At 69.6% G+C, this 23,367-nt stretch carries 21 protein-coding genes; 12 read left to right on the top strand and 9 right to left on the bottom strand.

Annotated elements, in window-relative coordinates:
* The first annotated feature begins 71 nt into the window (after positions 1-71).
* From SSMG_RS39675 to SSMG_RS39660, 4 genes are all read left to right on the top strand, one after another.
* On the top strand, positions 72-1,022 hold the full coding sequence (locus SSMG_RS39675; protein WP_199786438.1) for a septum formation family protein: 951 nt from the start codon (positions 72-74) through the stop codon (positions 1,020-1,022).
* 15 nt (positions 1,023-1,037) lie between these two features.
* On the top strand, positions 1,038-1,376 hold the full coding sequence (locus SSMG_RS39670; protein WP_199786459.1) for a metallopeptidase family protein: 339 nt from the start codon (positions 1,038-1,040) through the stop codon (positions 1,374-1,376).
* Between the two features lie 163 nt (positions 1,377-1,539).
* The gene (locus SSMG_RS39665; RefSeq protein ID WP_037718979.1) at positions 1,540-2,781 is read left to right on the top strand and encodes an MFS transporter; all 1,242 of its coding nucleotides are present in this window, start codon (positions 1,540-1,542) and stop codon (positions 2,779-2,781) included.
* 57 nt (positions 2,782-2,838) lie between these two features.
* Complete coding sequence (locus tag SSMG_RS39660) at positions 2,839-3,297, top strand: hypothetical protein (RefSeq protein ID WP_037718976.1); 459 nt, start codon at positions 2,839-2,841, stop codon at positions 3,295-3,297.
* A gap of 22 nt (positions 3,298-3,319) precedes the next feature.
* On the opposite strand, the gene SSMG_RS39655 is transcribed toward SSMG_RS39660, so the two are convergent.
* The 3 genes from SSMG_RS39655 to pheA form a co-directional block, all read right to left on the bottom strand.
* Entirely contained in the window at positions 3,320-3,985 is a 666-nt protein-coding gene (locus SSMG_RS39655) for a DUF4232 domain-containing protein (RefSeq protein WP_009085804.1), read from the bottom strand.
* Between the two features lie 151 nt (positions 3,986-4,136).
* The gene (locus tag SSMG_RS39650; RefSeq protein ID WP_037718974.1) at positions 4,137-4,754 is read right to left on the bottom strand and encodes a histidine phosphatase family protein; all 618 of its coding nucleotides are present in this window, start codon (positions 4,752-4,754) and stop codon (positions 4,137-4,139) included.
* Positions 4,751-5,656, bottom strand: coding sequence for a prephenate dehydratase (gene pheA, locus SSMG_RS39645; protein ID WP_037719099.1), 906 nt, complete (start codon positions 5,654-5,656; stop codon positions 4,751-4,753). Before pheA ends, SSMG_RS39650 begins: the two co-directional genes overlap by 4 nt.
* 98 nt (positions 5,657-5,754) lie before the next feature.
* Here pheA and SSMG_RS39640 point away from each other — a divergent pair, with 98 nt between their 5' ends.
* The 4 genes from SSMG_RS39640 (at position 5,755) to SSMG_RS39630 (ending at position 9,348) form a co-directional block, all read left to right on the top strand.
* Entirely contained in the window at positions 5,755-6,378 is a 624-nt protein-coding gene (locus tag SSMG_RS39640) for a macro domain-containing protein (protein WP_009085798.1), read from the top strand.
* A 133-nt stretch (positions 6,379-6,511) separates the two neighbouring features.
* The gene (gene coaA / locus SSMG_RS39635; RefSeq protein ID WP_009085796.1) at positions 6,512-7,447 is read left to right on the top strand and encodes a type I pantothenate kinase; all 936 of its coding nucleotides are present in this window, start codon (positions 6,512-6,514) and stop codon (positions 7,445-7,447) included.
* A gap of 163 nt (positions 7,448-7,610) precedes the next feature.
* Entirely contained in the window at positions 7,611-7,760 is a 150-nt protein-coding gene (locus SSMG_RS46550) for a hypothetical protein (RefSeq protein ID WP_009085794.1), read from the top strand.
* A 34-nt stretch (positions 7,761-7,794) separates the two neighbouring features.
* Positions 7,795-9,348, top strand: coding sequence for a hypothetical protein (locus SSMG_RS39630; RefSeq protein WP_037718972.1), 1,554 nt, complete (start codon positions 7,795-7,797; stop codon positions 9,346-9,348).
* Here SSMG_RS39630 and SSMG_RS39625 read toward each other — a convergent pair.
* The gene (locus SSMG_RS39625; protein ID WP_100267001.1) at positions 9,345-10,292 is read right to left on the bottom strand and encodes a hypothetical protein; all 948 of its coding nucleotides are present in this window, start codon (positions 10,290-10,292) and stop codon (positions 9,345-9,347) included. The two genes, SSMG_RS39630 and SSMG_RS39625, sit on opposite strands and share 4 nt — an antisense overlap.
* A gap of 108 nt (positions 10,293-10,400) precedes the next feature.
* On the opposite strand from SSMG_RS39625, the gene SSMG_RS39620 reads away from it, so the two are divergent.
* Entirely contained in the window at positions 10,401-10,721 is a 321-nt protein-coding gene (locus SSMG_RS39620; RefSeq protein WP_009085788.1) for a nucleotide pyrophosphohydrolase, read from the top strand.
* Here the strand turns inward: SSMG_RS39620 and SSMG_RS39615 are convergent.
* Positions 10,710-12,122 (bottom strand): DNA polymerase III subunit epsilon, encoded by a 1,413-nt coding sequence (locus tag SSMG_RS39615; RefSeq protein WP_086025039.1) that lies wholly within the window; start codon positions 12,120-12,122, stop codon positions 10,710-10,712. The genes SSMG_RS39620 and SSMG_RS39615 overlap by 12 nt on opposite strands.
* Positions 12,123-12,315: 193 nt before the next feature.
* Here SSMG_RS39615 and SSMG_RS39610 point away from each other — a divergent pair, with 193 nt between their 5' ends.
* Together SSMG_RS39610 and SSMG_RS39605 are read left to right on the top strand one after the other, a co-directional pair.
* The gene (locus SSMG_RS39610) at positions 12,316-13,125 is read left to right on the top strand and encodes an excalibur calcium-binding domain-containing protein (protein WP_009085784.1); all 810 of its coding nucleotides are present in this window, start codon (positions 12,316-12,318) and stop codon (positions 13,123-13,125) included.
* A 61-nt stretch (positions 13,126-13,186) separates the two neighbouring features.
* The gene (locus tag SSMG_RS39605; RefSeq protein WP_009085782.1) at positions 13,187-13,813 is read left to right on the top strand and encodes a response regulator transcription factor; all 627 of its coding nucleotides are present in this window, start codon (positions 13,187-13,189) and stop codon (positions 13,811-13,813) included.
* Between the two features lies 1 nt (position 13,814).
* Here the strand turns inward: SSMG_RS39605 and SSMG_RS39600 are convergent, their stop codons facing one another.
* Positions 13,815-14,771, bottom strand: a complete 957-nt coding sequence (locus SSMG_RS39600) for a YafY family protein (protein WP_009085781.1) — start codon at positions 14,769-14,771, stop codon at positions 13,815-13,817.
* Positions 14,772-14,830: 59 nt separating this feature from the next.
* Here SSMG_RS39600 and SSMG_RS39595 point away from each other — a divergent pair, with 59 nt between their 5' ends.
* Positions 14,831-15,970 carry an epoxide hydrolase family protein gene (locus tag SSMG_RS39595; protein WP_009085779.1) on the top strand — a complete coding sequence of 380 codons (1,140 nt, stop codon included), beginning with the start codon at positions 14,831-14,833 and terminating at the stop codon, positions 15,968-15,970.
* Positions 15,971-17,493: 1,523 nt separating this feature from the next.
* On the opposite strand, the gene SSMG_RS39590 is transcribed toward SSMG_RS39595, so the two are convergent.
* From SSMG_RS39590 to cydB, 3 genes are all read right to left on the bottom strand, one after another.
* A complete protein-coding gene (locus tag SSMG_RS39590; protein ID WP_009085776.1) occupies positions 17,494-18,675 on the bottom strand; it encodes a GAF domain-containing sensor histidine kinase in 1,182 nt (393 codons plus the stop codon).
* A gap of 70 nt (positions 18,676-18,745) precedes the next feature.
* On the bottom strand, positions 18,746-22,060 hold the full coding sequence (cydD, locus tag SSMG_RS39585; RefSeq protein ID WP_037718969.1) for a thiol reductant ABC exporter subunit CydD: 3,315 nt from the start codon (positions 22,058-22,060) through the stop codon (positions 18,746-18,748).
* Positions 22,061-22,104: 44 nt separating this feature from the next.
* Positions 22,105-23,112 carry a cytochrome d ubiquinol oxidase subunit II gene (cydB, locus tag SSMG_RS39580; protein WP_037718967.1) on the bottom strand — a complete coding sequence of 336 codons (1,008 nt, stop codon included), beginning with the start codon at positions 23,110-23,112 and terminating at the stop codon, positions 22,105-22,107.
* Positions 23,113-23,367 lie beyond the last annotated feature (255 nt).

Raw genomic sequence — 23,367 nt, 5'->3', positions numbered from 1 at the left:
CACGCGCGGTTCATGCGGCGCGGGCATCATGGGTATCGATGTCTCAACGCTCGGAGCGGTTCCCTTCGCGTATGCAGACCCTGACCACCCGCGTGGTGATGGCCGGGGTGTTCTTCGGTGCCGTCATCGCGCTGGCCTTGAGCGTCGCCTTCTCCTGGACCGACACGCTCGCCGGCGGCGGCGCGGGCGGCGGGGAGGGCAAGCTCAGCGAGGCCGCCCAGCAGGCGTTCCACTCGCCGCCGGGCACCTGCCTGACCTGGAACGCCAAGGACGCCTCGGACGCGCACCAGGTGCCGTGCACCGAGGCGCACCTGTTCGAGGTCACCAGCGTGGTCGACATCGGCGCGAAGTACCCGCAGCAGGCTCCGTTCCCGAGCCTCGACCAGTGGCAGGACATCGCGCAGCAGCAGTGCAACGCCGACGTGCGCCCGTATCTCGGCCACCCGCTCGACCCGTACGGCAAGCTCACCACCAACCTGCTGCGGCCGACCGCGGCGCAGTGGTCCCAGGGCGACCGCCAACTGCGCTGCGGTCTGCAGTTCGCCGGTCCGGGCGGAGCCCTGCAGCCCACCACCGGCCCGGCGAAGACCCAGGACCAGTCGATGGTGTGGGCCCCGGGCACCTGCCTCGCGCTGGTCGGCAAGGGCGTCGGCGACCCGGTCGACTGCGGCAAGCCGCATTCCTACGAGATCATCGCGACGCTCGACCTCGCCTCGCATTTCAAGGACGGCTACCCGAAGCTCGACGACCAGAAGTCCTGGCTCGACACCGAGTGCAACAAGGCCGCGAAGGACTACACCGGCAGCACCGATCTGTCCTCGAAGAAGCTCATCCTGGGCTGGGACTCGCGCGAGCAGGAGAGCTGGGACGCCGGGTCCACCAAGGTCAACTGCAAGGTCGCGGCCACGCTGCAGGACGGCAGCGGGTTCCAGGCGGTCACCGGCAGCGTGAAGAGCGGGTCCTCCGGTTCGTCGGGCCAGCAGCAGAGCCCGCCGCCGAGTTCCGGTTCGGGCGGGAACTGAGCAGTGCCCGTCGAGATGAGCCAGGCGCGGTTCGAGGAACTCGTGTCCGACGCGCTCGACCAGGTGCCCGCGGAGTTCGCCGCGGCGATGGACAACGTCGTGGTGCTGGTCGAGGAGTTCAACGAGGAAGCCCCGGACATCCTCGGGCTCTACCACGGCATCGCGCTCACCGAGCGCACCAGCCACTACAGCGGGGCGCTCCCGGACCGGATCTCCATCTACCGCGAGCCGATCCTCGAAATCTGCGACACCGAGGACGACGTGGTCGAGGAAGTGCTGATCACCGTGATGCACGAACTCGGCCACCACTTCGGCATCGACGACGAGCGGCTGCACGAACTCGGCTGGGGCTGATCCCGGCGGAATCCCGCCCCGGCCGCGAGACCCCGGTGCTGTTCCCTGATCAACATCGGGCCGCCACCACGGAAACCACCGAAAGTCACCAAAGCGTCACCGAACGCCGCAGTTCTCCCTAGACTGGCCTCACCAGGGCGTTTTCTTCCTCGTGAGGTGGTTCGTGTCGCATCGTCAGACGGACAGCCGGCTGCGCTGGCTGCTCGCGTCGAGCGGCACGTCGAATCTCGCCGACGGCATCGCCAAGGTCGCCTTCCCGCTGCTGGCCACCACGCTGACGCGCGATCCGGTGGAGATCGCCGCGCTGTCGGCGGTGCAGTTCCTTCCGTGGCTGCTGTTCGCCATCCCGGCCGGCACGCTCGTCGACCGGATCGACCGCAAGAGGGCGATGGTCGCCGCGAACGCGATGCGCGCGCTCGTGGTCGCCGCCGTTGTCGCGCTGCTCGCCTTCGGCACCGTGCAGATCTGGACGATCTACGTCGCGTCGCTGCTCGTGGGCATCGCGGAGACGGTCGCGGAGAGCGCGGCGAACGTGCTGCCGCCCGCGCTGGTCGAGGCCGACCGGCTGGAGAGCGCGAACAGCAAGCTGCAGGCGTGCGAGATCGTCGGCCAGACGTTCCTCGGCGGTCCGGTCGGCAGCGCCACCTTCGCCATGTTCGCGGTCTTCCCGTTCCTGCTCTCGTCGGTCGGGTTCGCGGTCGGCGCCGCGGTGCTGCTGGGCATGGCGGGCAGCTACCGGCCGCGGCAGGAAACCAAGTCACACATCCGGGCGGATTTCGCGGACGGTTTCCGCTGGCTAAGGAAGCATTCGCTGCTGCTGCGGCTGCTCGCGATCGCCGGTCTGCTCAGTCTGATCAGCGAGCTGGCCCAGGCCCAGCTGGTGCTCTACGCGCTGGAAGACCTGCATTTGTCCGACGCCACGTTCGGCGCTTTCGCCTTCGTCGGCGGGGCCGGCGGCCTGCTCGGGGCCGGGTTGACGCCGCGGCTGGTCCGGCGCGTCGGACGGCGGACGGTCCTGGTCGGCGGCGTGCTGTTCTGCGCGCTCGGCTTCGGCGGCATGGGCCTGATCCGCCAGCCGGTGGTGTCCGCGGTGCTGTTCGGCGTGTTCGCGGCGGCGGTGGTGGCGGTGAACGTCGTGCTCGCGACCGCGCGCCACACGCTGGTGCCGGGCGAGCTGCTCGGCCGCGTGCTCGGGGTCTGGCGCACCGTCGTCTGGGGCGCGATTCCGCTCGGCGCGCTGCTCGGCGGGTTGCTCACGAAGCTGCTCGGTTCGGCGGGCGACACCTTCACCGCGTCCGGCGTGCTGCTGCTGTTCGTGACCGGTTATGCACTGTTCGCGCTGCGCGGACGCCCGCTCGATGACAAAACGGCTTCGACCGGCGACGGAGTCCGCTCGCAGCAGTGATCCGGCGCGGTTTTGGTGCTGGAATAGCACCTCACCCCGGCTGCCCGGAGGTACGTGATGACTGCGCTCGACACTCCGCCGCTGCCGGACGACGACCGCGACACCGGCCTTGAGCCGCCGCCTCCTGCCGCCCGCCGTCCGCTCGTCCTCGCCGCGGTCGCCGGGTTCGTGCTCGGCGGATGCGTGCTCGGACTGCTGTGGGGGCTGTCCGGTCAGCGCGCCGGAGCGAACGTCGACGCCGCGGCCGCCTGCGCCGCGTTCGCTCGCGCCGGGCACATCCCGGACACGACCGGCGGCGTCGACGCGGCGCAGTTCACCCGGATGTCCGACGACGCGGTGCACCGCGTGACCGGCGCGATGGAGCTGGCCAAGGCGGCGGCGACCTTCGACGGCAACTACCAGCCGCTGGCCAAAAGCCTCGAAGCGGTGAACAAGATGGTGCTCAGCAGCCGCTTCGACAACCGCGACGGACAGGCCGCGGTGGTCCAAGCGGAACAGCTCTGCGCGCGAGGCTGAGCTTCCCGCGCAGAGCGCCCGGTCAGACCTTGTGCACGGTCTTCACGCCGAGCTGCTTGCCCGGGATGTTCGTGCCCGCGCAGCCGGTGCCGTCCAGCGGCACGAACTTCGACGCGGTCTCCTGCGGCAGGTACACGCGCAGGCCCTTCACCGGCGTCGGCTTGCAGACGCCCGGGTCGAAGTTGCGCACCTGCGCGAACTGCAGGTCGGCCGCGGCGGTCTGGCCGGGAGCCAGCTTCACCGGATCGCCCTTGGCCCCGTCGCGCTGGGCGGGCTGGCCGATCTGGGCGCCGTTTTCGCCGCCGACGTAGGACACGCCGGGGAAGCCCTGGATGGTGCACGGCTGGCTGCTGGTGTTCTTGATCAGCAGCGGCCGGTACTGCGAGCCCGCGCCGGCGTCGCCGCTGCCCAGCGACAGCGACACGTCGCCCGCCTTGCACAGGCCGTTGTCGGCGGGCGGTTTCTCGGCCGGTGCGGTGCCGCCGCTCGGCGCGGACGACGCGGAAGACGGAGCGGACGACGCGGCGGACGAGGCCGACGACATCGGGCTGCTCGACGGGGTGTCCGAACTCGCCGGCCCGCTCGCGGCGGGTGCGCCCTGGCCGCACGCGGAAAGCAGCAGCGCCCCCGACGCACCCACTGCGGACAGGAAGACCAGGGAAATCCACGGTTTCTTCGTGTTTGCCATCTCACTCGCCTCGCTGTGCTGGTGAACGCCGATCTGGGTGAAACCTTCATCCGGAGGACGTGCCAGGTCCGGACGGGGTTGCTCCGCATCCGGTGAGTTCCCCACCGGACCCGGCTTCACTCAGCGTTTCCCCGCACGAGTGATCGACCGCTCACGAAAGGCGGGTGTCGACCCAGCGCAGGCACTCCCAGCCACCGGGGCGGGCTTCCAGCTCGACGAACTTCGTGTTCGGGATCAGGGCCTCGTTCGCCAGCTCGGCGGGCACGTTCGAGGCCAGCCATTCCCCGGCGAGCCGGATCGCGCCGCCGTGGCTGACCAGCACGACCACGCCGTCCGGCGAGGTTTCCTCGTGTTTGGCCCGCAGCTCGGCCGCCGCGCCGAGCATCCGGTCGCGCACCTGCCTGCCGGTCTCGCCGCCGGGGATCGAGACGTCCAGATCGCCCTCCGTCCACGCCTTCACCACGCGCAGGTAGACGCCGATCGAGTCCAGGTCCGTGTTGCCTTCGAGATCGCCCGCGTCGACCTCCTTGACGCCCTCGATCACCTGCACGTCGAAGCCGAACGCCTCGGCCAGCGGGGCCGCGGTCTGCTGCGCACGCACCGCTTCCGACGCGTACACCGCCACGATCGGCTCGGCCTTCAGCTGTTCGGCGAGTGCCGCGGCCTGCTCGCGGCCGAGTTCGGTGAGCGGCGGGCCGGGCAACGCGGTGTCCAGCGCGCGGCGGACGTTGCCTTCGGTCTGTCCGTGCCGGACCAGCAGCAGCCTCACGCGCCCTCTCCCTTCAAAACCGCGTCGACCCACGCCTGCGCGTCGAGGAAATCCTGGTTCCCGGCGCCTTCCTCGATGGTGGCCGCGACCTGGTCCGCGCGCGGGTGCGAACCGAGAAAGCGCAGGTGAGAGCGGCGGCGCAGGGCGGTCATCGCGTCGATGATCCTAGGTTCGGCGATGTGTCCCTCGAAGTCGATGAAAAAGCGGTACTCGCCGAAGTTGTTGCGGGTCGGCCGGGCGTCGATCCGGGTCAGGTTGATCCCGCGGCCGGCCAGTTCGACCAGCAGGTCGGACAGCGTCCCGGTGCGGTTGACCGCGGCCGCGACGATCGACGTGCGGTCGGCTCCGGTGGGCGCGGGCAGTTCGCCGGGGCGGCGCACCATCAGGAACCGGGTCTGCGCGTCGCGGACGTCGGCGACGCCGGTGGCCAGCTCCTCGAGCGGGTAGTGCTCGATGGCGACCGGGGCGGAGACAGCCGCGTCGAAATCGCCCTCGACCACGCCGACCGCCGCCGCGGCGGTGGACGACGAGGCGACCGGGGTGGCGTCCGGCAGGTTCGCCTCCAGCCACTCGCGCACCTGGGCGAGCGCGTGCGGATGGCTCGCGACGGTGCGGATTTCGCCGCTGCCGGGCCGTTTGAGCACGCTGAAGTGGATGGGCAGGATCGTCTCGGCCGTGGCGACGAGCGGGTCCCCGTCGCTGAGCCCGTCGAGCGTCGCGGGCACCACGCCCTCGACCGAGTTCTCGATGGGCACGCACGCGGCGTCCGCCGCTCCGTCGCGGACGGCCTGCAGCGCCAGCCGGACGGTCTCGTAGGGGGTCAGGTCCTCGCCCGGCGCGAGCGCGCGGGCGGCCTGCTCGGTGAACGTGCCCTGAGGGCCGAAATACGCGATCCGCAACACGAACGTCAGGCTAGCGACCGCGTGCGTGGCGCTTTTCACTCGGACAGCCGGTGGCTAAACCGGTTACGCCGGGTGGCGTTTTTTGCCATGCTGGAACGGTGACCGCCGACTCAGGCACACACGCCGGGCACGGGGAAGCCGGTTCGCCGGGTTCTCCCCGAACGCCGGAATTGGTGCTGTGCGCCGTCGATGAACCGCTCGCCGCGGCGTGGACGTCCGCCGTGGCGGACTTCGGCGGCTCCGTCCGGGTGCACCGCGGTTCGGTGCTCGACATCGCCGCGCAGGCGGTGGTCAGCCCGGCCAACTCCTACGGCTGGATGCGCGGCGGGATCGACGCGGTCTACGCGCGGGCGTTCCCCGGCATCGAGCAGAGCGTGCGCAGCGCGGTGCTGGCTTCTTACGGCGGTGAGCTGCCGATCGGCGAATCGGTGATCGTCCCGACCGGCGAATCCGAACCGGCGTGGCTGATCAGCGCGCCGACCATGCGCGAACCCGGCGAGCGGCTGCCCGTCGACACCGTCCACCCGTACCTCGCGGCGCGCGCGGTGTTCCTGCAGTGGCAGCGCGGGCAGCTGGATTCCGGTCCGGTCGCCTCGGCCGTGCGGACGATCGCGATGCCCGGTCTCGGCACCGGCGTCGGCGGGGTGTCCCCGGCTGCGTGCGCCCGTCAGGTCGCCGCCGCGTGGCAGGAAGTTTTCGGGAGCAACGGTCACCTTCGGTGATCGAATCCTTGCCCGCCCGGGGGTGCGTGCATCACATCACAGCGCGTTCACGCGCGGTAAGCCCTACCGTTGATACGGCGTTACGGAAGTAGCGCAGACGGAGCCAGCGCAGGCGACGGCCGAGGAGTGTGCGATGCCCACACGGGTCCGTGAACTCAGCCCTTATGTAGAGCTGCATCGGGAACAGTGGCGGGAGCTGCGCAGCTCCACTCCGCTGCCGCTGACCGCGGACGAGCTGGTCCGGCTCCGCGGACTCGGGGAGCAAATCGATCTCGCCGAGGTCGCCGACGTGTACCTGCCGCTTTCGCGGTTGATCAATCTCCAGGTGAAGGCCCGGCAGCAACTGTACGAGGCCACCACGACATTTCTCGGCGAGGACTGCCGCAACACCAAAGCTCCGTTCGTGATCGGCATCGCGGGCAGCGTCGCGGTCGGCAAATCGACCACCGCCCGCATCCTGCGCACCCTGCTCGCCCGCTGGCCCGACCACCCGCGCGTCGACCTCGTGACGACCGACGGGTTCCTCTACTCGCGCGCGGAGCTGACGCGGCGCGGGATCATGCACCGCAAGGGTTTCCCGGAAAGCTACGACCGGCGCGCGCTGCTGCGGTTCGTCACCGAGGTGAAGTCCGGGGCCGAGCGGGTGTCCGCGCCGGTGTACTCGCACCTGGCCTACGACATCCTCCCGGACCAGGAACAGGTCGTGGAGCGGCCGGACATCCTCATCATCGAGGGGCTGAACGTCCTGCAGCCCGGCCCGAGCCTGACGGTTTCGGACCTGTTCGACTTCTCGATTTACGTCGACGCGCACATCGACGACATCGAGCACTGGTACGTCGAGCGGTTCCTGAAGCTGCGGCACACCGCGTTCGCCGACCCCGCCTCGCACTTCCACCACTTCGCCGGCCTGCCCGACGACGAGGCCCGCGAAGAAGCACGGCACCTGTGGCGCACCATCAACGAGCCGAACCTCATGGAGAACATCAAGCCGACGCGTCCCCGGGCGACGCTCGTGCTCCGCAAGGACGCCGACCACGCGATCAACCGGGTTCGGCTGCGGAAGCTCTGAGTTCACCCACACGCGCCTCGGAAGTCCCGTCCCTGCACAGAGGGCCGGGTAATTGACCGATCGGCCAGCGTCTTCGTAACCACTTGGCCGATACCCGCACCTCCGTCCGCAAGCGACCCTGAGAGCAGCAGGATGTCGCACTTGACCTGCGAAGGAGGCCACGATGTTGACTATCGTCCTGACCTGGGTCGGCGCGGTATTGGGATTGACGCTGCTGGTCGCGATGGCCGCGGGGGCGTTCGTCGTCGACTTCGACGACGCGCTGCGCGAACGGCGCGTGAAGGCACGCGGCACGGCGGAGCCGACCAGCTGATGCCGCGCCTTCGGGCCCAGGCAAGATGTGCGGCATGAGTCCGGTGAGCCGCGCGCGCAAGAAGAGTTCCCTCCCCACCGCCCCCAGCGTCAACGGTCTGTTCAAGGACGTGCTGCGGGACTTCTCCGCGGTCGCGGCCGAGCCCGGTCCGTTCGACATCGAGCTGCTGGGTTCCGAGGTCGTCGGGCAGTGGCGGGACGTCGTCGTGGAGGACGAGCCGGAAAGCCAGCTCGGACTCGAGCTGATCGCGTTCGCCCAGCGCAAGATCACGCCCGGCGCGGCGGCGCTGCTGGCCGCGCTGAAGGTGCTGGCCGAGTCCGAAGAGGAGCGCGCGGCGGCGGCCGAGGCGCTGGGCGTCGTGCTCGGCCGCGGCATTCCGGAGCCGGAGTGGGCCGCCGAGGTCGGGCAGGTCAGCGTCGGCGAATGCTGGCGCACCGGGGACGTCTACGGCGACGAGTCGTCGGTGTTGTGCGTCTTTTCCCGCGGCGACCATTCGCTCGGCCTGCTCGCGCTGCTGGACTTCACCGAGGGCGGCCGGGTGCGCGACCTGGTGGTCATCGAGGAGCCGCACGAGGTGCTCGCCGAAATGCGCTCGCAGGTCGAGGAAGACGGCGAACTGGTCGTGCTGGAGAAAATCGAGCCCGCCGACGCGCACCGGCTGCTGGTGTCCGGGATCGCGGCCACGGACGCGCTGGACGAACCGGACGTCGGCGAGGACTACGCCCGGTTCCACGCCATCGCGCTGACCTGGGCGCGTTCGCTGCCGGAGCCTTCGCAGGCCCCGCCGGTCGCCGAGTGGACCGCCGCGCAGCGCGACGAAGCGGTCGCCCAGTTCCTCGCCGACACGAACCTGCCGGACGCCGACGCCGCCCGCGAAATCGCCGGCCTGCTGGTCGACCACGGCTGCCGGGCGGAACCGGCGAACCCGCTGCGCGTCGGCCCGGAGAAGCTGGCCCGGTTCCTCGAATCCTTGCTGGACGGCGAATACGAGCTGGAAGACGAGGACGCCGTCGCGCCGGTCGTGCTGTCCTGGGCCGGCTGGGCCGCGGCTCGCGCCGGACTGTCCGAAGTGGCCACGGCCGCGCTGCTGGAAGAGGTCACCGAATACCTCGGCGAATACCTCTCGGACGACGACGAGGAAGACGACTTCAGCGACTACCTCGACGGCACCGAATCCGCCGAGGAAGCCCTGGAAGTGGTGGCGCGCCGTCGTTTCGCGGTGCCCGAACTGTCCACAGTGATCGGTGACGAGGAACTGACCGACCTCGACCCGGGCGACCCGGAACAGCGCCGCCTGCTGGTGATCGGCGCGCACCCGGAATACCACGAATCGCTGGCCGCGGAAGAATTCGACGGCGCGGACGGCCTCCGGCTCGCCCTTGAGACGTCCATTGTGGACCAGCTGTGGGACGACGAGCCCGCCGAGGTGTGGACCGCCGCGCAGAACCTGCTGCGGCAGGACCTTTCCCGCGCCGACGTCCTCGACCGCCTGGTGTCCGTCCTCGAAGGACAGTTGACCGAAACCGAGGAAGAAGACCAGCTGGACTACGACCTGGACGCCTACCGCGCCGCACTGGCCGAGATCTAGCCCTTCGGAAGCGCGATCCGGGCCGACCGGATCTCCGCGAGCAATCGGGTCTTGCGGCGGTGGACGTTCACCAGCTCGGCGACGTAGCCGGTGAACTCCTCCGCCGTGCCCGCTTGTTTGTGGAGGGTGCGCAGCTTTTTGAGGCACTGCGCGGCTTCCTGGTACGCGCTGGCTTCCTTTTGGGCGATCAGCTGCTCGATCCGCTCGCGGTACTCCGGGATGGAGTGTTCCTCTTTCGGCGGTGCTTCTTTCTGCTGGGGTGTTTCTTTTCGCTGCGGCTTTTCCGCCTTCGGTGGCTTTTCCGCCTGCCGCGACTTCTCTGCCTGCGGCGGTTTCTCTGCTCGCGGCGGTTTCACTGCCCGCGGTTTCTCTGTCCGCTGTGGAGTCAGCACTCGCGCCGCGTACGCGATCGCCTCACTGTGCCGCCCCGCCGCCCGCAACACCCGGACGATCTTGAGACTGACGTCCACCCGAGGCGGTTTGGCCGCGAGAATGGCGACCAGCCCGTCCACGTCCCCGCTGGCCTCCGCGATTTCCTCGCGCAGCCGCTGCGCGATCTCGTGCTTCTCGCCCGGTTCGTTCGCGATTTCGTCCACAATGGACTTCATCCGCGCGAGCCCGGCGTCCCCGAGCGCCGCCGCGAAATCGGCCACCGCGACCGCCCGTCCGCTGAACGCCGCCTCCAGCACCCAGTCCGCGAGCTGCTCCGGATCCGGCGGCCGAGCCGCACAAGCCCGCGCGTACAGGGCGACCGCCTGGTCGAGCCGCACCTGAAGGTCCCCGGCGAGATCGCCGTGCTGTTCGAGCATGCCCACGATGTCGTCCACCGCGCGCCGGGCGAGCGGCGCGAGATCAGCGCGGCTGCCGGAGTCGAGCAGCCGCCGCACAGTATCGAGAACCGCACCGATTTTGGCGGTGTACTCGACCGGGTCGGGGACGCTCACGCGAACAGTCTGCCGTATGGCCGGTAACCAGCGTGTGGGCCAACGGCGTACTCTTTTCGGCCCAACCCGGACACCCCAGGTGAGCACCGCGCGTGATAGTCAGGTCCAGTGACCCTAGACGACCTCGCCCAGCGCCTCCGCGACTTCGCCGCCGCCCGGGACTGGGAACCGTTCCACACCCCGAAAAACCTGACGATGGCCCTGTCCGGCGAGGTCGGCGAGCTGACCGCCCTGTTCCAGTGGCTGACGCCGGAGGAGGCCGCGAACTGGCGCTCGGACCCGGAACAGGAGTTCAACGTCCAGGACGAAATCGCCGACGTGATGCTGTACCTGGTCCGGCTGGCGGACGTGCTGGGGATCGACCTGCTGGAAGCGGCGAACGCGAAGGTGGACCGGAACGAGAAGAGGTTCCCTCCGCTAGCCCGCTGACCCGGCCGTCGCGCGCTTCGTCTCGTCGAGGTACCAGCCGCCGACCAGCGCACCGACGGCGAAAACGGCCAGCACGATCCCCGGCCCGAGCCCAGCCCCGCCGAACATCGCGGCGACCGTGAGGACCATCAGGACCAGCCCGAGGCCCATCAGCACCCGCCCGACCAGGTGCCCGCTGCTCGACGGTGCTTTCTGGTGCCTCGGCTGCGGAGCTGGGGCGAAGCCCAGCAGCACGGCGGCCTCGTCGAGCCGCGCGACGTGCGCACCGAGTTCGAGCGCCCGGGAAAGCCGCGGTTCGGAGTCGCGCACTCCCGAGTCGTACGCCAGGTGCGTGACCGAACCCGTGAGGTTCTTCGCGAGCTGGAACCCTTCGGACAGCACCCGCGCCCGCAGCTGGTCCGCGTCCGCCGTCGTACCGAGCACCAGGACTCGCGTCGGCTTGTCCCCGGTAGCGGTGACCTTGAGGTCCACCACCACTTCCAACGCGCCCAGCGCGTCCGCGACCTGCCGCAGTTCGCGGTATTCGGCGGAAGTCACGACCCCGTCGGCCTCCGCGACCCGGCGCAGTTCGGCGATGAAGCCGGTGTGGATCCGCTGCACCTCCGCCGCGGCCATCCCGGCTTCGGCGGCGAGGTCGGCGAGCGCCCAGACCTCCTCGTCGGTCAGGAACTGGTCGCCGACCGCCTCGGCGAGCAGGTCGAGGTAAGCCTGCGCGACTGGTCCCCAGGCGCCCGCGGGAACGCGGTCCACCGCCTCGGCCATCCAGCCCGTCTCCGCACCGGCCACCGTCCGGCGCAGGGTCGCCGCATTGCCCGCGTACCACGGCAGTTCCGGAAAACGCACCGGCTGCGCCAACCGCAACCCGTGCGTACCGACGAGCGCGAGCATCGCCTGCGCGCATGCCCGGGCGGCCGGTTCGGCCAGGTAGCCAGGAAAGTCCTCGATGCCGAAGGCGCGCGCGATGGTGGCGAGGCGGTAGTTGGGCAGGGGCAACGCCGCCTGCGCGGTGTCCTTGAGCGAGATCGCTGGCAGTCGCGGCAGCCGGACGCCCAGCTGGCCGATCTCGGTGAGGAGCCCTTCCACCGAGGACAGGTCGTGCGCCACGAGGACCGCGCCCTGGCACAGTTCGAACAACCGGCCGAGGATGCCGCTCAAGGCCGGCGCGTCCGCCAGTTCGGCCGCGGTGATGCGGTGCGGGTTGCGCCGGCTCGCGTCCGCGGCGACGACCGTCGCGAACTCGCCGAGAAACGTTCCGTCCCCGCGGAACCGGATCGCGGCGACCTCCAGGACCCGGCCGGTGTGCAGTCCGGTCGTCTTCACGTCGAGCGCGGTGAATTCCGTGCCGCTCGCGGGCACCCGCCCGCGCGAGGACAGGGACAGTCGTTCGATCAGCTCGGCCATCGTGGATGCGCTTTCTCCTGGGCAGTTCCCTTGTCCATCGCGAGCAGCGAGCGAATCGTCACAAGCGGAACGGGAAACGCTGCCTTTGTGACGGATCCGTGACGTCTTCTTAGTTCTTGCTGCCGGCCGCGTAACACTTGCCGCCGGTTTTGCGAACACCATTCGGCACCCGCCTCAGGAAGAGGAATTCCGAATGCACTCCACGCCCGCGCCGCCGTCGCGTCCCCGGCTGAAATTCCCGGCCTGGCTGACGGCGGTGCTCAGCGTCTTCGCGGTTCTTTTTCTTCTTGGCGCGGTTTTCGGAAAGTCGGCGCCGACTCCGGAGCCGGTCGCCGCACCGGCCGCTCCGCCCCCGACTTCGGCAACCACCTCGGCCACCCCAGTACCGGTGACCTACACCGTCGGCAAAATCACCGACGCCGCCAACATCGAACTGACCGGTTCCGACGGCAGCCATCGCACCGTGCACATCCTCGGACTCGAAGTGGCGACCGGCAACAACTGCTACGCGAGCGAAACCGCGATTTGGGCCAACAACAAGCTCACTGGCGCGGCGGTGAAGATCACCGCGGACACCACCGACGGCGTCGCATTGGCCTTGAGCGACGGCACCGATTACGCGACCGCCGCGCTCTCCTCCGGATATGCCCGGCTGGCGGGCAATGTCATCTCCGATTCGCTGCGCAACGCGGCGAATGCGGCCCAGCAAGCTGCGACGGGATTGTGGGCGGAACCGTGCAAAGGCGTGATCACCGCGCCGACGCCGGTCCCGCCCCCGGCTCCTCCGAAGGAAGCGCCCGCGCCGCCTCCCGCGCCGCGCACGTCCGAGCAACCCGCCCCGCCGCCGGTCGAGGACGCGCCGGAACCTGAGCAGCCGAGCAGCGCGTACTACAAGAACTGCGCGGCCGCGAAGGCTGCGGGGGTCGCGCCGCTGCACCGCGGCGACCCGGGCTACCGCCCCGCCCTGGACCGCGACGGAGACGGAATCGCCTGCGAGCGGTGACTCCTGGTGTCGTGCGGCACCACCGGCAGACGAACCGCCTCACGGCCCGTAACCTGGAGATATGCCGATCCAGGTGCTGCTCGTAGACGACCACGAACTCGTCCGGCGGGGCCTGCGCGACCTGCTCAGCGACGAGGCCGACCTGGAAGTGGTCGCCGAGGCCGGGAGCGTCGAAGAGGCGCTCGCGGTGGCCATGCACGTCGAGCCGGACGTCGCGGTCGTCGATGTCCGGCTCGGGGACGGCGACGGCATCACGCTCTGCCGCGAACTGCGGTCCAAGCCGAATCCGCCGGCTTGCCTCATGCTCACCGCGTTCGACGACGAGGAAGCCATGGTCGGCGCGATCATGGCGGGCGCCTCGGGCTATCTGCTCAAGCAGGTCCGCGGCCAGGACGTGGTGAACGCGGTCCGCGAGGTCGCCGCCGGCCGGTCGCTGCTCGACCCGGTCAGCACCGCTCGCGTGCTCGACAAACTGCGCCATCCGCCGACCGACGAACTGGCCGCCCTGACCGACCGCGAGCGCGACGTCCTGGAGCTGATCGGACAGGGGTTGTCGAACCGCGAGATCGCCGAACGTCTTTTCCTCGCCGAGAAAACGGTGAAGAACTACGTGACGTCCGTGCTCGCGAAGCTCGGCATGCAGCGCCGCACCCAGGCCGCCGCGTGGATCGCCCGGCGCGGCAAGTGAATCAGCTGCCCGCGACGGCCCGCGCGTAGCGTTCGGACAGCAACTGCAGCAACGGAATCAGTTCCGGCGGTGACTCGACGGTGAAGTCCATCATTAGCATTCCAATGTAGACAGCCACGGTGTCCAAACTGTCCGCGCCGGTGACCAGCACGCAGTGGTTGTCGTCAATGGGTTCGACGACGCCGACCGTCGGGTTGATCCGCGCCAGCACCTTGTCCGCCGGTGCGTCGATGCGCAGGCGCGCGTGCACGATCCACCCGCTCGCCACGATCGTGCGCATCGCGAAGGCGGTGTAATCCCCGCCAGGCAAGGGATTCGGCTCGAACCGGCGGCGCGTCGGCATCCGCGGCTGCATCAGATCGACGCGGTAGGTCGCCCAGCTGCCGTCCCGCGGGTCGCGGGCGACCAGGTGCCAGCGCCGCTGCCAGCTGAGCAACCGGTACGGCTCGACCAGCCGCAGCTCGTCCGCGTAGTCGAACCGGAGCCATTCGACGTGCCGGATCGCCCGCGCGACCTCCTGCAGGACGGCGGCGTCGACCTCCGGATCGGGCGCGTCGGTGCCGGTGTTCTCCGGACCGCGGTCGATCGTGGAGCGCAGCGCGTCGACCGTCGGACGCAGCCGCGACGGCAGGACCTGTTCGAGCTTCGCGAGCGCCCGCGTACCGGCTTCCTCGATCCCGGAAATGCCCGCCGCGGCCCGCAGCCCGACGGTCACCGCCACCGCTTCCTCGTCGTCGAGCAGGAGCGGCGGCAGCTTCCCGCCCGAGCCGAGCCGGTAGCCACCGACGTTGCCGCGCGTCGCCTCGACGGGATAGCCCAGGTCACGCAGCCGTTCGACGTCGCTCCGGATCGTCCGGGCCGAGACGCCCAGTCGCTCGGACAGCTCCCTGCCGCTCCGTCCAGCGGCGGTCTGGAGGAGGGCGAGCAGCGCCAGCAACCGCGCCGTCGGATCGGCCATCGAAACTCCTTGTTCTATTAGGAAGTAATCTAGCCTAATAGCCTCCTAGTGTCTTTCTCATGACGAACGCAACCGCCTCCCTCACCCTCCGCCCCTTCACCGTCGAGGTCACCGACGCCGAACTCTCGGACCTCCACGACCGCCTCGCCCGCACCCGCCTGCCGCAGCCGTCGCCGACCGACGACTGGGACGCCGGCACCCCGAACGCCTACCTGCGCACGGCGCTCGAAGCGTGGCGGACCTTCGACTGGCGCGCCGCCGAAGCGCGGATCAACTCCGTCCCGCACTTCACCACCGAGATCGACGGCCAGACGTTCCACTTCATCCACGTCCGCTCCGCCCACCCCGGCGCGACGCCGCTGCTGCTCGCGCACACCTACCCCGGCTCGTCGGTCGACTACCTCGACCTGATCGACCGCCTGGTCGACCCGGTCGCGCACGGCGGCCGCGCCGAGGACGCCTTCGACGTCGTCATCCCCGACGCACCCGGCTACGGCTTCTCCCAGCCCGTCGCCGAAGCCGGCTGGACAGTCGCCCGCGTCGCCGCCGCGTACGACCGCCTGATGCGCGGCCTCGGGTACGAGAGCTACGGAATCCACGGCTCGGACAACGGCGCGATGGTCGCCCGGGAACTCGGCCTGCTGAACCCGGACGGTTTCCTCGGCCTGCACGTCCTGCAGCTGTTCTCGTTCCCGTCCGGCGACCCGGCGGAGTTCGAACGCCTCGAACCCGCCGACCACGCCGGCCTCGCGCACATGCAATGGTTTCAATCAGTCGGTGGCTACAACACGATGAACGCCTCGCGCCCCCAGACGGTTTCCGTTGGCCTCAGTGACTCCCCGATCGGATTACTCGCCTACAGCGAGCTGTTCAACTCCTTCGGCAACGGGACTTCCCTTGTCCCGCTGGAAACCATCCTGCTCGAGGTGAGCGTGAACTGGTTCGCCAACGCCGCTTCCGGGATGAGCCGCAGCTACCTGGAGAACGCCCGCGCACAGGCCGAACCGCGCGTGAGCGACGCGCGCACCGGAGTGGCGGTGTTCAAGGACGACTTCCAGACCATCAAGACCTTCGCCGAACGCGACAACACCAACATCGTGCACTGGAGCCGCTTCGAGGAAGGCGGACACTTCGCGGCGATGGAACGCCCCGACCTCCTCGCCGGCGACATTCGCGCTTTCTTCGCTAACCGCGACTGACTTCTGCTGATTCCGCGCCCAAACCCCGCCCGCGTTGCTGCGGACGGGGTTCTCGGCGGCCAAGACAGAGCTGAGGGTAGCCGAGTTCCGTGGATTGGTTCACCCAATTGAGTGCCGAATGGATGTTCGATTGTTCGCTACCATGGACAACGGCTCGGTGGCAGGCGAAAGAATTCGAGGAAGGAGCGTGTTCGATGACTCGTGAAGGCTGAATCTCTTGGTGCGCGGTGTGTTCACAGCGGTGGGTTCACAGCGGCGCGAGGTTGAGACAGCGTGTTTGCTGCGAGCGATTGAGACAAACGCATACGCAGTACGCCCACGGCGATCCGAGGCGGCGGATTCGCGACGACGGTTGCGAACAGCTGATTTCGAGGTGGCAGCCGGAAATGGCACGAGGCCGAGGTGGCGATTTCGCACGGCACTAGGTCGCCGCATCGCGGGGTCGGCGACACAGTTGCCCGACTATGCGATACGGCTGACGTGACAAGTCCACGACAACGGCAACTCGGTGCGACGTGGTTACCGCGACGTGCGCGCGCGGCGCGGTAATTTCCACTTCGGACTCGCGACACGGCGGCATTTGCCCTGCAGTCAAGGCAATGCGGCGATTGGGCCGGTGGCTGACGAACTGTTGCGCCGTGGCGGGGTGATGGTGGGCGCGCCCGTTGGTGCGTGCGGTTCCAGCCTCCGCGTTGCGATGCCGGCGTTGCGGTGTCCGCCTTCGCGTCGCGGCATCGGCGTTGCGGCATCGGCGTTGCGGCACCGCCTTCGCGTCGCGGAATCGGCGTAGCGGTGTCCACCTTCGCGCCGCGGTGTCCGCGTTGCGGCATCGGCCTTCCGGTCGCGGCATCGGCGTTGCGACATCGCGGGTTTGCAGTCGATCGCTATGCCGCGGCCTGCACTGCGTTTGCTTGCGCTCGTCGATGGCAAGGCCGCGGTTGCCTCCGCGCGTCGATCGGGTTGTCTCCGCTCGTCGATCGCTGTGCTGCAATCGCCTGCATTGCGATTGCCTGCCCTCCCGATCACCGTGCCGCAGTCACCAGGACCGCGATCACCTGCGCTCACCGATCGCTGTACTGCACTGCGCTGCGATTGCTTGCGCTGCGATCGCCTCCCTTCACCGATCGCCATGCCGCATTCGCCCGCACCGCGATTGCCTGCGCCTGACGATCACTGCACTGTGGTCGCGTGCACTGCGATTGCCTGCACTCGCCGATGGTCGCGGTCGCGTCCGCAGGTCCATGGCTATGCCGCAGTCACCTGTATTGCAGTCACCTGCGCTCGCCAATCGCCATGCCGCATTCGCCCGCACCATAGCTGCCTAGGCTCACCAATCACCGTGCCGCGATCGCCCGCATTGCGCTCCACTGCGCACGCCGATCGCGATACCGCAGCCGCCCGCACCACAGCTGCCTACCCTCACCGATCACCGTGCCACGGTCACCGGTGTTGCGATTACCCGCATTCCCGCCCGCCGCAATGCCAAAGAAACCCTCGCACAGCACCGCGACCACCAGAGACACTCACTCAAGCGGCAAATCAAACGCCACCAACGTACCCAAACTAGGCGAAGAATTGAGGAAAAACCGGCCACCAGCAGCATCAGCACGTTCGGCGAGATGCCGCAGCCCCCGGGTCGCCACCCCTTGCGGCACCCCAGACCCGTTGTCCCGCACGCGAAGCTTCACGCCCTCGGCATCCCGGGTCAGCGTCACCCGCGTTTCGCTCGCGCCCGAGTGCCGGACCACATTGGACAGTGCCTCGCGCAGTGCGGCCCGGATGTGGTCGGCCCGTTCGGCGGGGATGTCGGCGAACTCGCCGGACAGCTCCAGGGTCGGCGGGTAGCCGAGCAATTCTCCGGCGATGCGGACTTCGCCGCGCGCGGATTCGGCGAGGTCCGTCGGGGAGCCGGGGTCGTGGCGCGGCTCCGGCGAGCGCAGCGCGCGCACGGTGCCGCGGATTTCCTCGATGGTCTGGTCCAGTTGGTCGATCGCGTCGGACAGCCGCGCCCCGTCGGCCTGCGCGAAGCGTTTCCGCATGTTGCGGCGGACCCGGTCCAGCTGCATGCCGGTGCCGTAGAGCCGTTGCACGATCACGTCGTGCAACTCGCGGGCGATCCGCTCGCGCTCCTGGTAGAGGGTCACGCGATGGCGCGCGTTAGCGCCCTCGGCCAGCGCGAGCACCACGCCGGCCTGCGCCGCGAAGGCCGCGAGCATCTCCACCGTGCCCGCGGAAAACGGCTCGCGGCCCTGTCGTCGGTACACCGTGAGCGCGCCAAGCACCCGCCCGCCGGAACCGAACGGCGCAGCCGCGAACGGTCCGTACCCGCGCAGTTCATCCGGCACATACGGCGCCGTCCGCGGATCGACGATGAAGTCCTCCGCCGCGATCGGCTCGCTGCCGCGCGCGACCCGGCCCGCCGCGGAATCCGTTTCGAGCGTAAGCCCGCGCAACTCCCCGACCGGCCCGCGTTCGACGTCGCCCGTCGGCACCTCCGCGAGCAAACCGTCGACCCCGTACGCCGCCTCGACCACGACGCGCCCGTCGTCGGCGCTGACCATCGCCAGGCCAAGATCGGCGTCGGCCAACTCGACAGCCCTGGCCACGACTGTTTCCAGCACCCCCTCCGGGTCGTCCCCGGACAAGGCGGTGCTGGTGATCTCCGTGGCCGCGGAAAGGGCGCGCGCGGCGAGTGTCGGGTCCATGAGCAACTCCGACCTTAGCGCGGCCCCCAGCCCCTGACCCGAAATCGTGACCGTCACCAACAACCCTCCGTCACGCCGCCACCCGCGGCAACGCCCGCCGCACGACGCGCCCGTCCCGGACCTCGAAAACAAGGTCCGCTTGAAGCTCTTCGTCCGCATTGTGCGTTACGTGCACGACCGTCCGTCCAGCGAGTTCAGTACGCAACGTCGCCCGCAAGGCCCGCGCCGTCGGCTCGTCGAGATGCGACGTCGGCTCGTCAAGCAACACCAACTCCGCCGACGGAGCCGCCAGCAACGCCCGCGCCAACGCCACCCGCTGCGCCTGCCCACCGGACAACCCGGTCCCGGCGCTGTCGAGCACCGTCGCCAAATCCAGCTCCGGCAGCTGCGCCTGATCCAGCACCCGCCGTAGCTCGGACGTTTCTGCCAACGGATTCGCGAGCCGCAAATTCTCCGCCACCGTGGTCGAAACCAACATCGGTTCCTGCGGTGCCCAAGCCACCTTCGTCGGTGCGACCACCTCGCCCTTTCGAGGCTGAAGGAACCCCAGCAGAGCCGCCACCAACGTCGACTTCCCCGCCCCACTCGGCCCGACGACCGCCACATAAGCCCCGGTCGGCACGCTCAGATCGACGTCCTTCAGCACCGCCGCCCCGCCGGGCCACCCCAGCTCAGCACCCCGCAACCGAACCGCGGCCGGACGGTCCCCAGGCTGAGCGGCGACGGCCGTTTCAACAACCGCGCGGCCTGGTTCTGAGTGCGCATCCGCAGCACCGGAAACCGCGTGGGTCATTGCGTCTGATCCGGCAGAACCAGCCTCCAGCGAACGCTCATCCGCCGCCTCGCCAACCACCGCGCCAAGTCGAACCCGGGCCGCTCGCAGGGTGTCCCAATGCACCGCCGCCTGCGGGAGCAGCGCCAACACCTCCGCCAGCGCCAACGGCACCAACGCCAGCAGCGGAGCCATCACCCCCGCCAACTCCCCGCGTCCGACCGCCTCCGCGGCCAGCATCGTGCTGACCACCGCGGCCGCCCCCGTCGCCAAGGTGATCACCGCATCCGCCGCTCCCGCGCCGAAGGCCTGCCGCCGGGTGCCGGCGGCCAGTTGGGTGTCCGTCGAAGCAAGCTCGCGGCGGCGCGAGGCCGCCCGGCCGTAGGCGAGCAACTCCGCAGCCGACGAGAACAGCACCAGGACCCGCGCGGCGACGTCGCGACGTCCAGCCGCGAGAGCGGAAGTCGCCCGGCGTTCCAAGCGCAACGCGACCGCCGGAGCCGCCAAGCCCACCAGCACGGTCAAGGCCAGCACCAGACCAGCCGACGGCAGCACCAACGTCTGCACCGCGATCGCCCCGGCCGCGACCAAACCGACCACGATGGGCGGCGAAACGACGCGCGGCAACAGATCGCGCACGGTATCGACGTCTGTCACCAGCCGACGCTGGCTCTCTCCCGCTTCGAGACTGCGCGCCGGACCCAAGCGCACCAACGCATTCCACAGCCGAACCCGCAACCGCCCGGCGATCCGGAAGGCGGCGTCGTGCGTCACGAGCCGTTCGACGTACCGGAGTCCAGCCCGGCCCAATCCGAAGGCGCGCACCCCGACGACCGCGACCGTCAACGTGAGAATCGGTGGCTGCAAGGACGCTTTGGCGATCAGCCAGCCAGAAGTCGCGGTCAGCGCGATCCCGGCCAAGAGCGCCAGGGTGCCCAGCAAGGCACCGGAGAACAGCCGTCGGTCGAGCACTATTCGCCAGGGAAGCGGCCGCGCCTCTGCACTGTCCGAAGTGGACTCAACTGCAGCTGCGGGAGGAGAGTCCGAAATGGCCACCGCAGCAGAACGTTCGTGCGCGGCGATTACCGCTGCCGCCCCGTTCTCGACCGCTCGCTCGACGGCGTCCATGACCCGCCGCGCGTTGACGTCGTCCAGGTGCGCGGTCGGCTCGTCCAGCAGCAGCAACCACGCGCCCGACTGGACGCGCAGCAACGCCCGGGCCACGGCGACGCGCTGGCGTTGCCCCAGGGAAAGCCGGTCGACCGGACGGTCGGCGAGGCCTTGCAGCCCCAGTTCGCCGAGCACGGCGTCTAGGTCCGATCCAGCGAGTTCTTCCCGCACTGTGCCGCCGCTGAATACCGGCGACTGCGGAACCCAGGCGATCCCCGCGCGCCACCGTTCGAGGTCGGCTTCCGCCAGCGGTACGTCCCCGGCCAGCACCGATCCGTCGTAGGAGGGCACGAAGCCCAGCAGCGTCGCGAGCGTTGTCGATTTACCGCCACCGCTCGGTGCCCGCAGCCACACGATCTCGCCGCGCCGGACTGAGAAACTTTCGCCGTCGGGCGCGAATCCGCCGCGCCGGGCGACTTTTAGGTCGGACACAACCAACGATCCACAGGGCGCGGTCCGCGTCCCTTCGGCCGGGACCGGCTCCGCGAGCACCTCAGTCACGCGGCGGACCGCTTCCACGCCGTCCTCGCTCGCGTGGAACGCCGCGCCGACCGCGCGAATCGGCTGGTAGCACTCGGGAGCGAGGATCAGCACGCCGAGTCCGATCGCCAGCGGGAGCGATCCTGACACCAGCCGGACGCCGATGACGACGGCCACCAGCGCGACCGACAGCGTCGCCGCGAGTTCGAGCACGAACGCCGAGGAGAACGCGACCCGCAAGGTCTTGAGCGTCGCGCGACGATGCCGATCCGACAGTTTCCGCACGGTCGCGGCCTGCGCGTCAGCGCGCCGGAACGCGGTGAGCACCGGCAACGCGCGCACCAGTTCGAGCAGCAGGCCGGACATCCGGTGCACCGCGTCCGTCGCGCCGGAAACGCGGTCGGCGGTGAATTTTCCGGCCAGGACAGCGAACATCGGCAGCAAGGGGACCGTCGCGGCGATGATCACCGCCGAAGGCCAATCTGTCCACAGGATCGCCGCACCCGCCGCGAGCGGGACGACCGCGGCGGTGACGAGAGCGGGCAGGTACTCGCGGAAGTAGGAATCGAGTGCGTCGAGGCCGCGCGTGACGAGCGTCGTCAGTTCGCCGTGGCCGCGCCGGGCGAGCCATTCCGGGCCGAGGCGCAAGGCGTGGTCGACGACGCGGGCGCGCAGGTCGCGTTGCGCGGTCGCGGCGGCGCGGGCGGAGACAACCCGCACCGCCCAGCTGGTGCCTGCCCGGCCCACGACGAGCGCGAACAGAACAGCCAACTGGACGGCGCGGCCCCCGATCCCCTGGGAGACCACATCCGCGAGGACATCTGCCAGCAGAAAGGCTTGTCCGACAAGGAATATCGCGTTCCCGAACGACAGCACCGCGACCAGGATCAGCGCTCGGCGCGCGGCCGGCCCCAGGGCCGAGAGCGCGCCGAGCGGACCCTTGCCCGGCCGCACCGGGTCCATGGGGGACCTCGTGGCGGAAAGGGGTGCGCGGCCGGGAAGCTTCGTCATGGTGCGTGCACCGCCGGGATGTGCTGGACCCCGATGCGCTTGCGGAAAACCCAGTAGGTCCAGCCTTGGTAAATCAGCACCGCGGGCGCTCCGAACGCGCCGACCCAGGTCATCACCGTCAGCGTGTAGTGGCTGACCGCGCTGTTCGTGATGGTCAGCGAATGCGCCGGGTCCAATGTGGACGGCAGGACGTTCGGGTAGAGCGCGCCGAAGAAGGTCACTGCGGCGGCCGTGATGACGACCGCGAGCGCGGCGAACGCCTGCCCGTCGCGGTCGACGTAGAGCCGCAGCCACGCGACCACGGCGGCGAGGACGGCGATCACCAGCGAGACGAGCGTCCACAGTTTGCCTTCGCGGACCTGGACGACCACCAGGAACGCGACGAGCGGCAGCAGTCCGACCGGGAGGACGCGCAGCGCGATGGTGCGGGCACGTTCCCGCAGGTCACCGGTGGTTTTGAGAGCCAGGAACGCCGCGCCGTGCACGAGCGAGAACCCGACGATGGCTACCGCGCCCAGCAGCGTGTCCCACCGGACCGACTCGAACGGCGACCCGACGCGGTTGCCCTGGGCGTCGAGCGGCAGGCCGAGCACGGTGGTCGCGAGCAACAGCCCGACGCCCAGCGGCGGAACCCAGGAACCGATGATGATCACGCGGTCCCAGGCGCGCCGCCAGCGTTCGGAGTCGACCTTGCCGCGGTACTCGAACGCGACGCCGCGGCCGATGAGCGCGATGAGGACGAGCAGCAGCGGGAGGTAAGCGCCCGAGAAGAGCGACGCGTACCAGCCCGGGAACGCCGCGAACGTCGCCCCGGCCGCGACGATCAGCCAGACCTCGTTGCCGTCCCAGACCGGCCCGATCGTGTTGACGAGGACGCGCCGCTCGGTGTTCGTCTTCCCGAGGACCGGCAGCAGCATGCCGACGCCGAAGTCGAATCCTTCGAGGAAGAGGTACCCCAGCCAGAACAGCGCGACGATCGCGAACCACAGCGTTTCGAGTGTCATCCCCACTCACCTCGTCCGGCATCCGCCGACGTCATCCGGTCGGCCACCGGGTTGTCCCCACGATGGCCCTGAGTTATCCACAACCCGCCGAGTTGTCCACAGATCTGCTGTGGGTAACCCGCGAGAGCCACCACGCGATTACGCTGGGTACGGGGCGTCCCCCCGGAGAGGGTGGGGGCTGCGTACGCGGCGGAAGGCATGTGTCGGCAGCTCGTCCAGGCCAGTGGAGCGGGCCGCGCCCAGACCCGGCCCTCC

Origin of the sequence: Streptomyces sp. AA4 (genome assembly GCF_000158875.1) — a bacterium.
In the GTDB taxonomy this organism is placed as follows: Bacteria; Actinomycetota; Actinomycetes; order Mycobacteriales; family Pseudonocardiaceae; genus Amycolatopsis.
This window is presented reverse-complemented; position numbering and strand designations above follow the sequence as displayed.

Excerpts from the sequence above, each read along its gene's own strand:
- SSMG_RS39595 (WP_009085779.1), top strand. The coding sequence starts at position 14,831 with ATGACGAACGCAACCGCCTCCCTCACCCTCCGCCCCTTCACCGTCGAG.
- SSMG_RS39655 (WP_009085804.1), bottom strand. The coding sequence starts at position 3,985 with ATGGCAAACACGAAGAAACCGTGGATTTCCCTGGTCTTCCTGTCCGCA.
- SSMG_RS39615 (WP_086025039.1), bottom strand. The coding sequence starts at position 12,122 with ATGGCCGAGCTGATCGAACGACTGTCCCTGTCCTCGCGCGGGCGGGTG.
- SSMG_RS39605 (WP_009085782.1), top strand. The coding sequence starts at position 13,187 with ATGCCGATCCAGGTGCTGCTCGTAGACGACCACGAACTCGTCCGGCGG.
- SSMG_RS39600 (WP_009085781.1), bottom strand. The coding sequence starts at position 14,771 with ATGGCCGATCCGACGGCGCGGTTGCTGGCGCTGCTCGCCCTCCTCCAG.
- SSMG_RS39660 (WP_037718976.1), top strand. The coding sequence starts at position 2,839 with ATGACTGCGCTCGACACTCCGCCGCTGCCGGACGACGACCGCGACACC.
- SSMG_RS39670 (WP_199786459.1), top strand. The coding sequence starts at position 1,038 with ATGAGCCAGGCGCGGTTCGAGGAACTCGTGTCCGACGCGCTCGACCAG.
- SSMG_RS39675 (WP_199786438.1), top strand. The coding sequence starts at position 72 with ATGCAGACCCTGACCACCCGCGTGGTGATGGCCGGGGTGTTCTTCGGT.
- SSMG_RS39630 (WP_037718972.1), top strand. The coding sequence starts at position 7,795 with ATGAGTCCGGTGAGCCGCGCGCGCAAGAAGAGTTCCCTCCCCACCGCC.
- SSMG_RS39590 (WP_009085776.1), bottom strand. The coding sequence starts at position 18,675 with ATGGACCCGACACTCGCCGCGCGCGCCCTTTCCGCGGCCACGGAGATC.
- SSMG_RS46550 (WP_009085794.1), top strand. The coding sequence starts at position 7,611 with ATGTTGACTATCGTCCTGACCTGGGTCGGCGCGGTATTGGGATTGACG.
- SSMG_RS39610 (WP_009085784.1), top strand. The coding sequence starts at position 12,316 with ATGCACTCCACGCCCGCGCCGCCGTCGCGTCCCCGGCTGAAATTCCCG.
- cydB (WP_037718967.1), bottom strand. The coding sequence starts at position 23,112 with ATGACACTCGAAACGCTGTGGTTCGCGATCGTCGCGCTGTTCTGGCTG.
- coaA (WP_009085796.1), top strand. The coding sequence starts at position 6,512 with ATGCCCACACGGGTCCGTGAACTCAGCCCTTATGTAGAGCTGCATCGG.
- cydD (WP_037718969.1), bottom strand. The coding sequence starts at position 22,060 with ATGGACCCGGTGCGGCCGGGCAAGGGTCCGCTCGGCGCGCTCTCGGCC.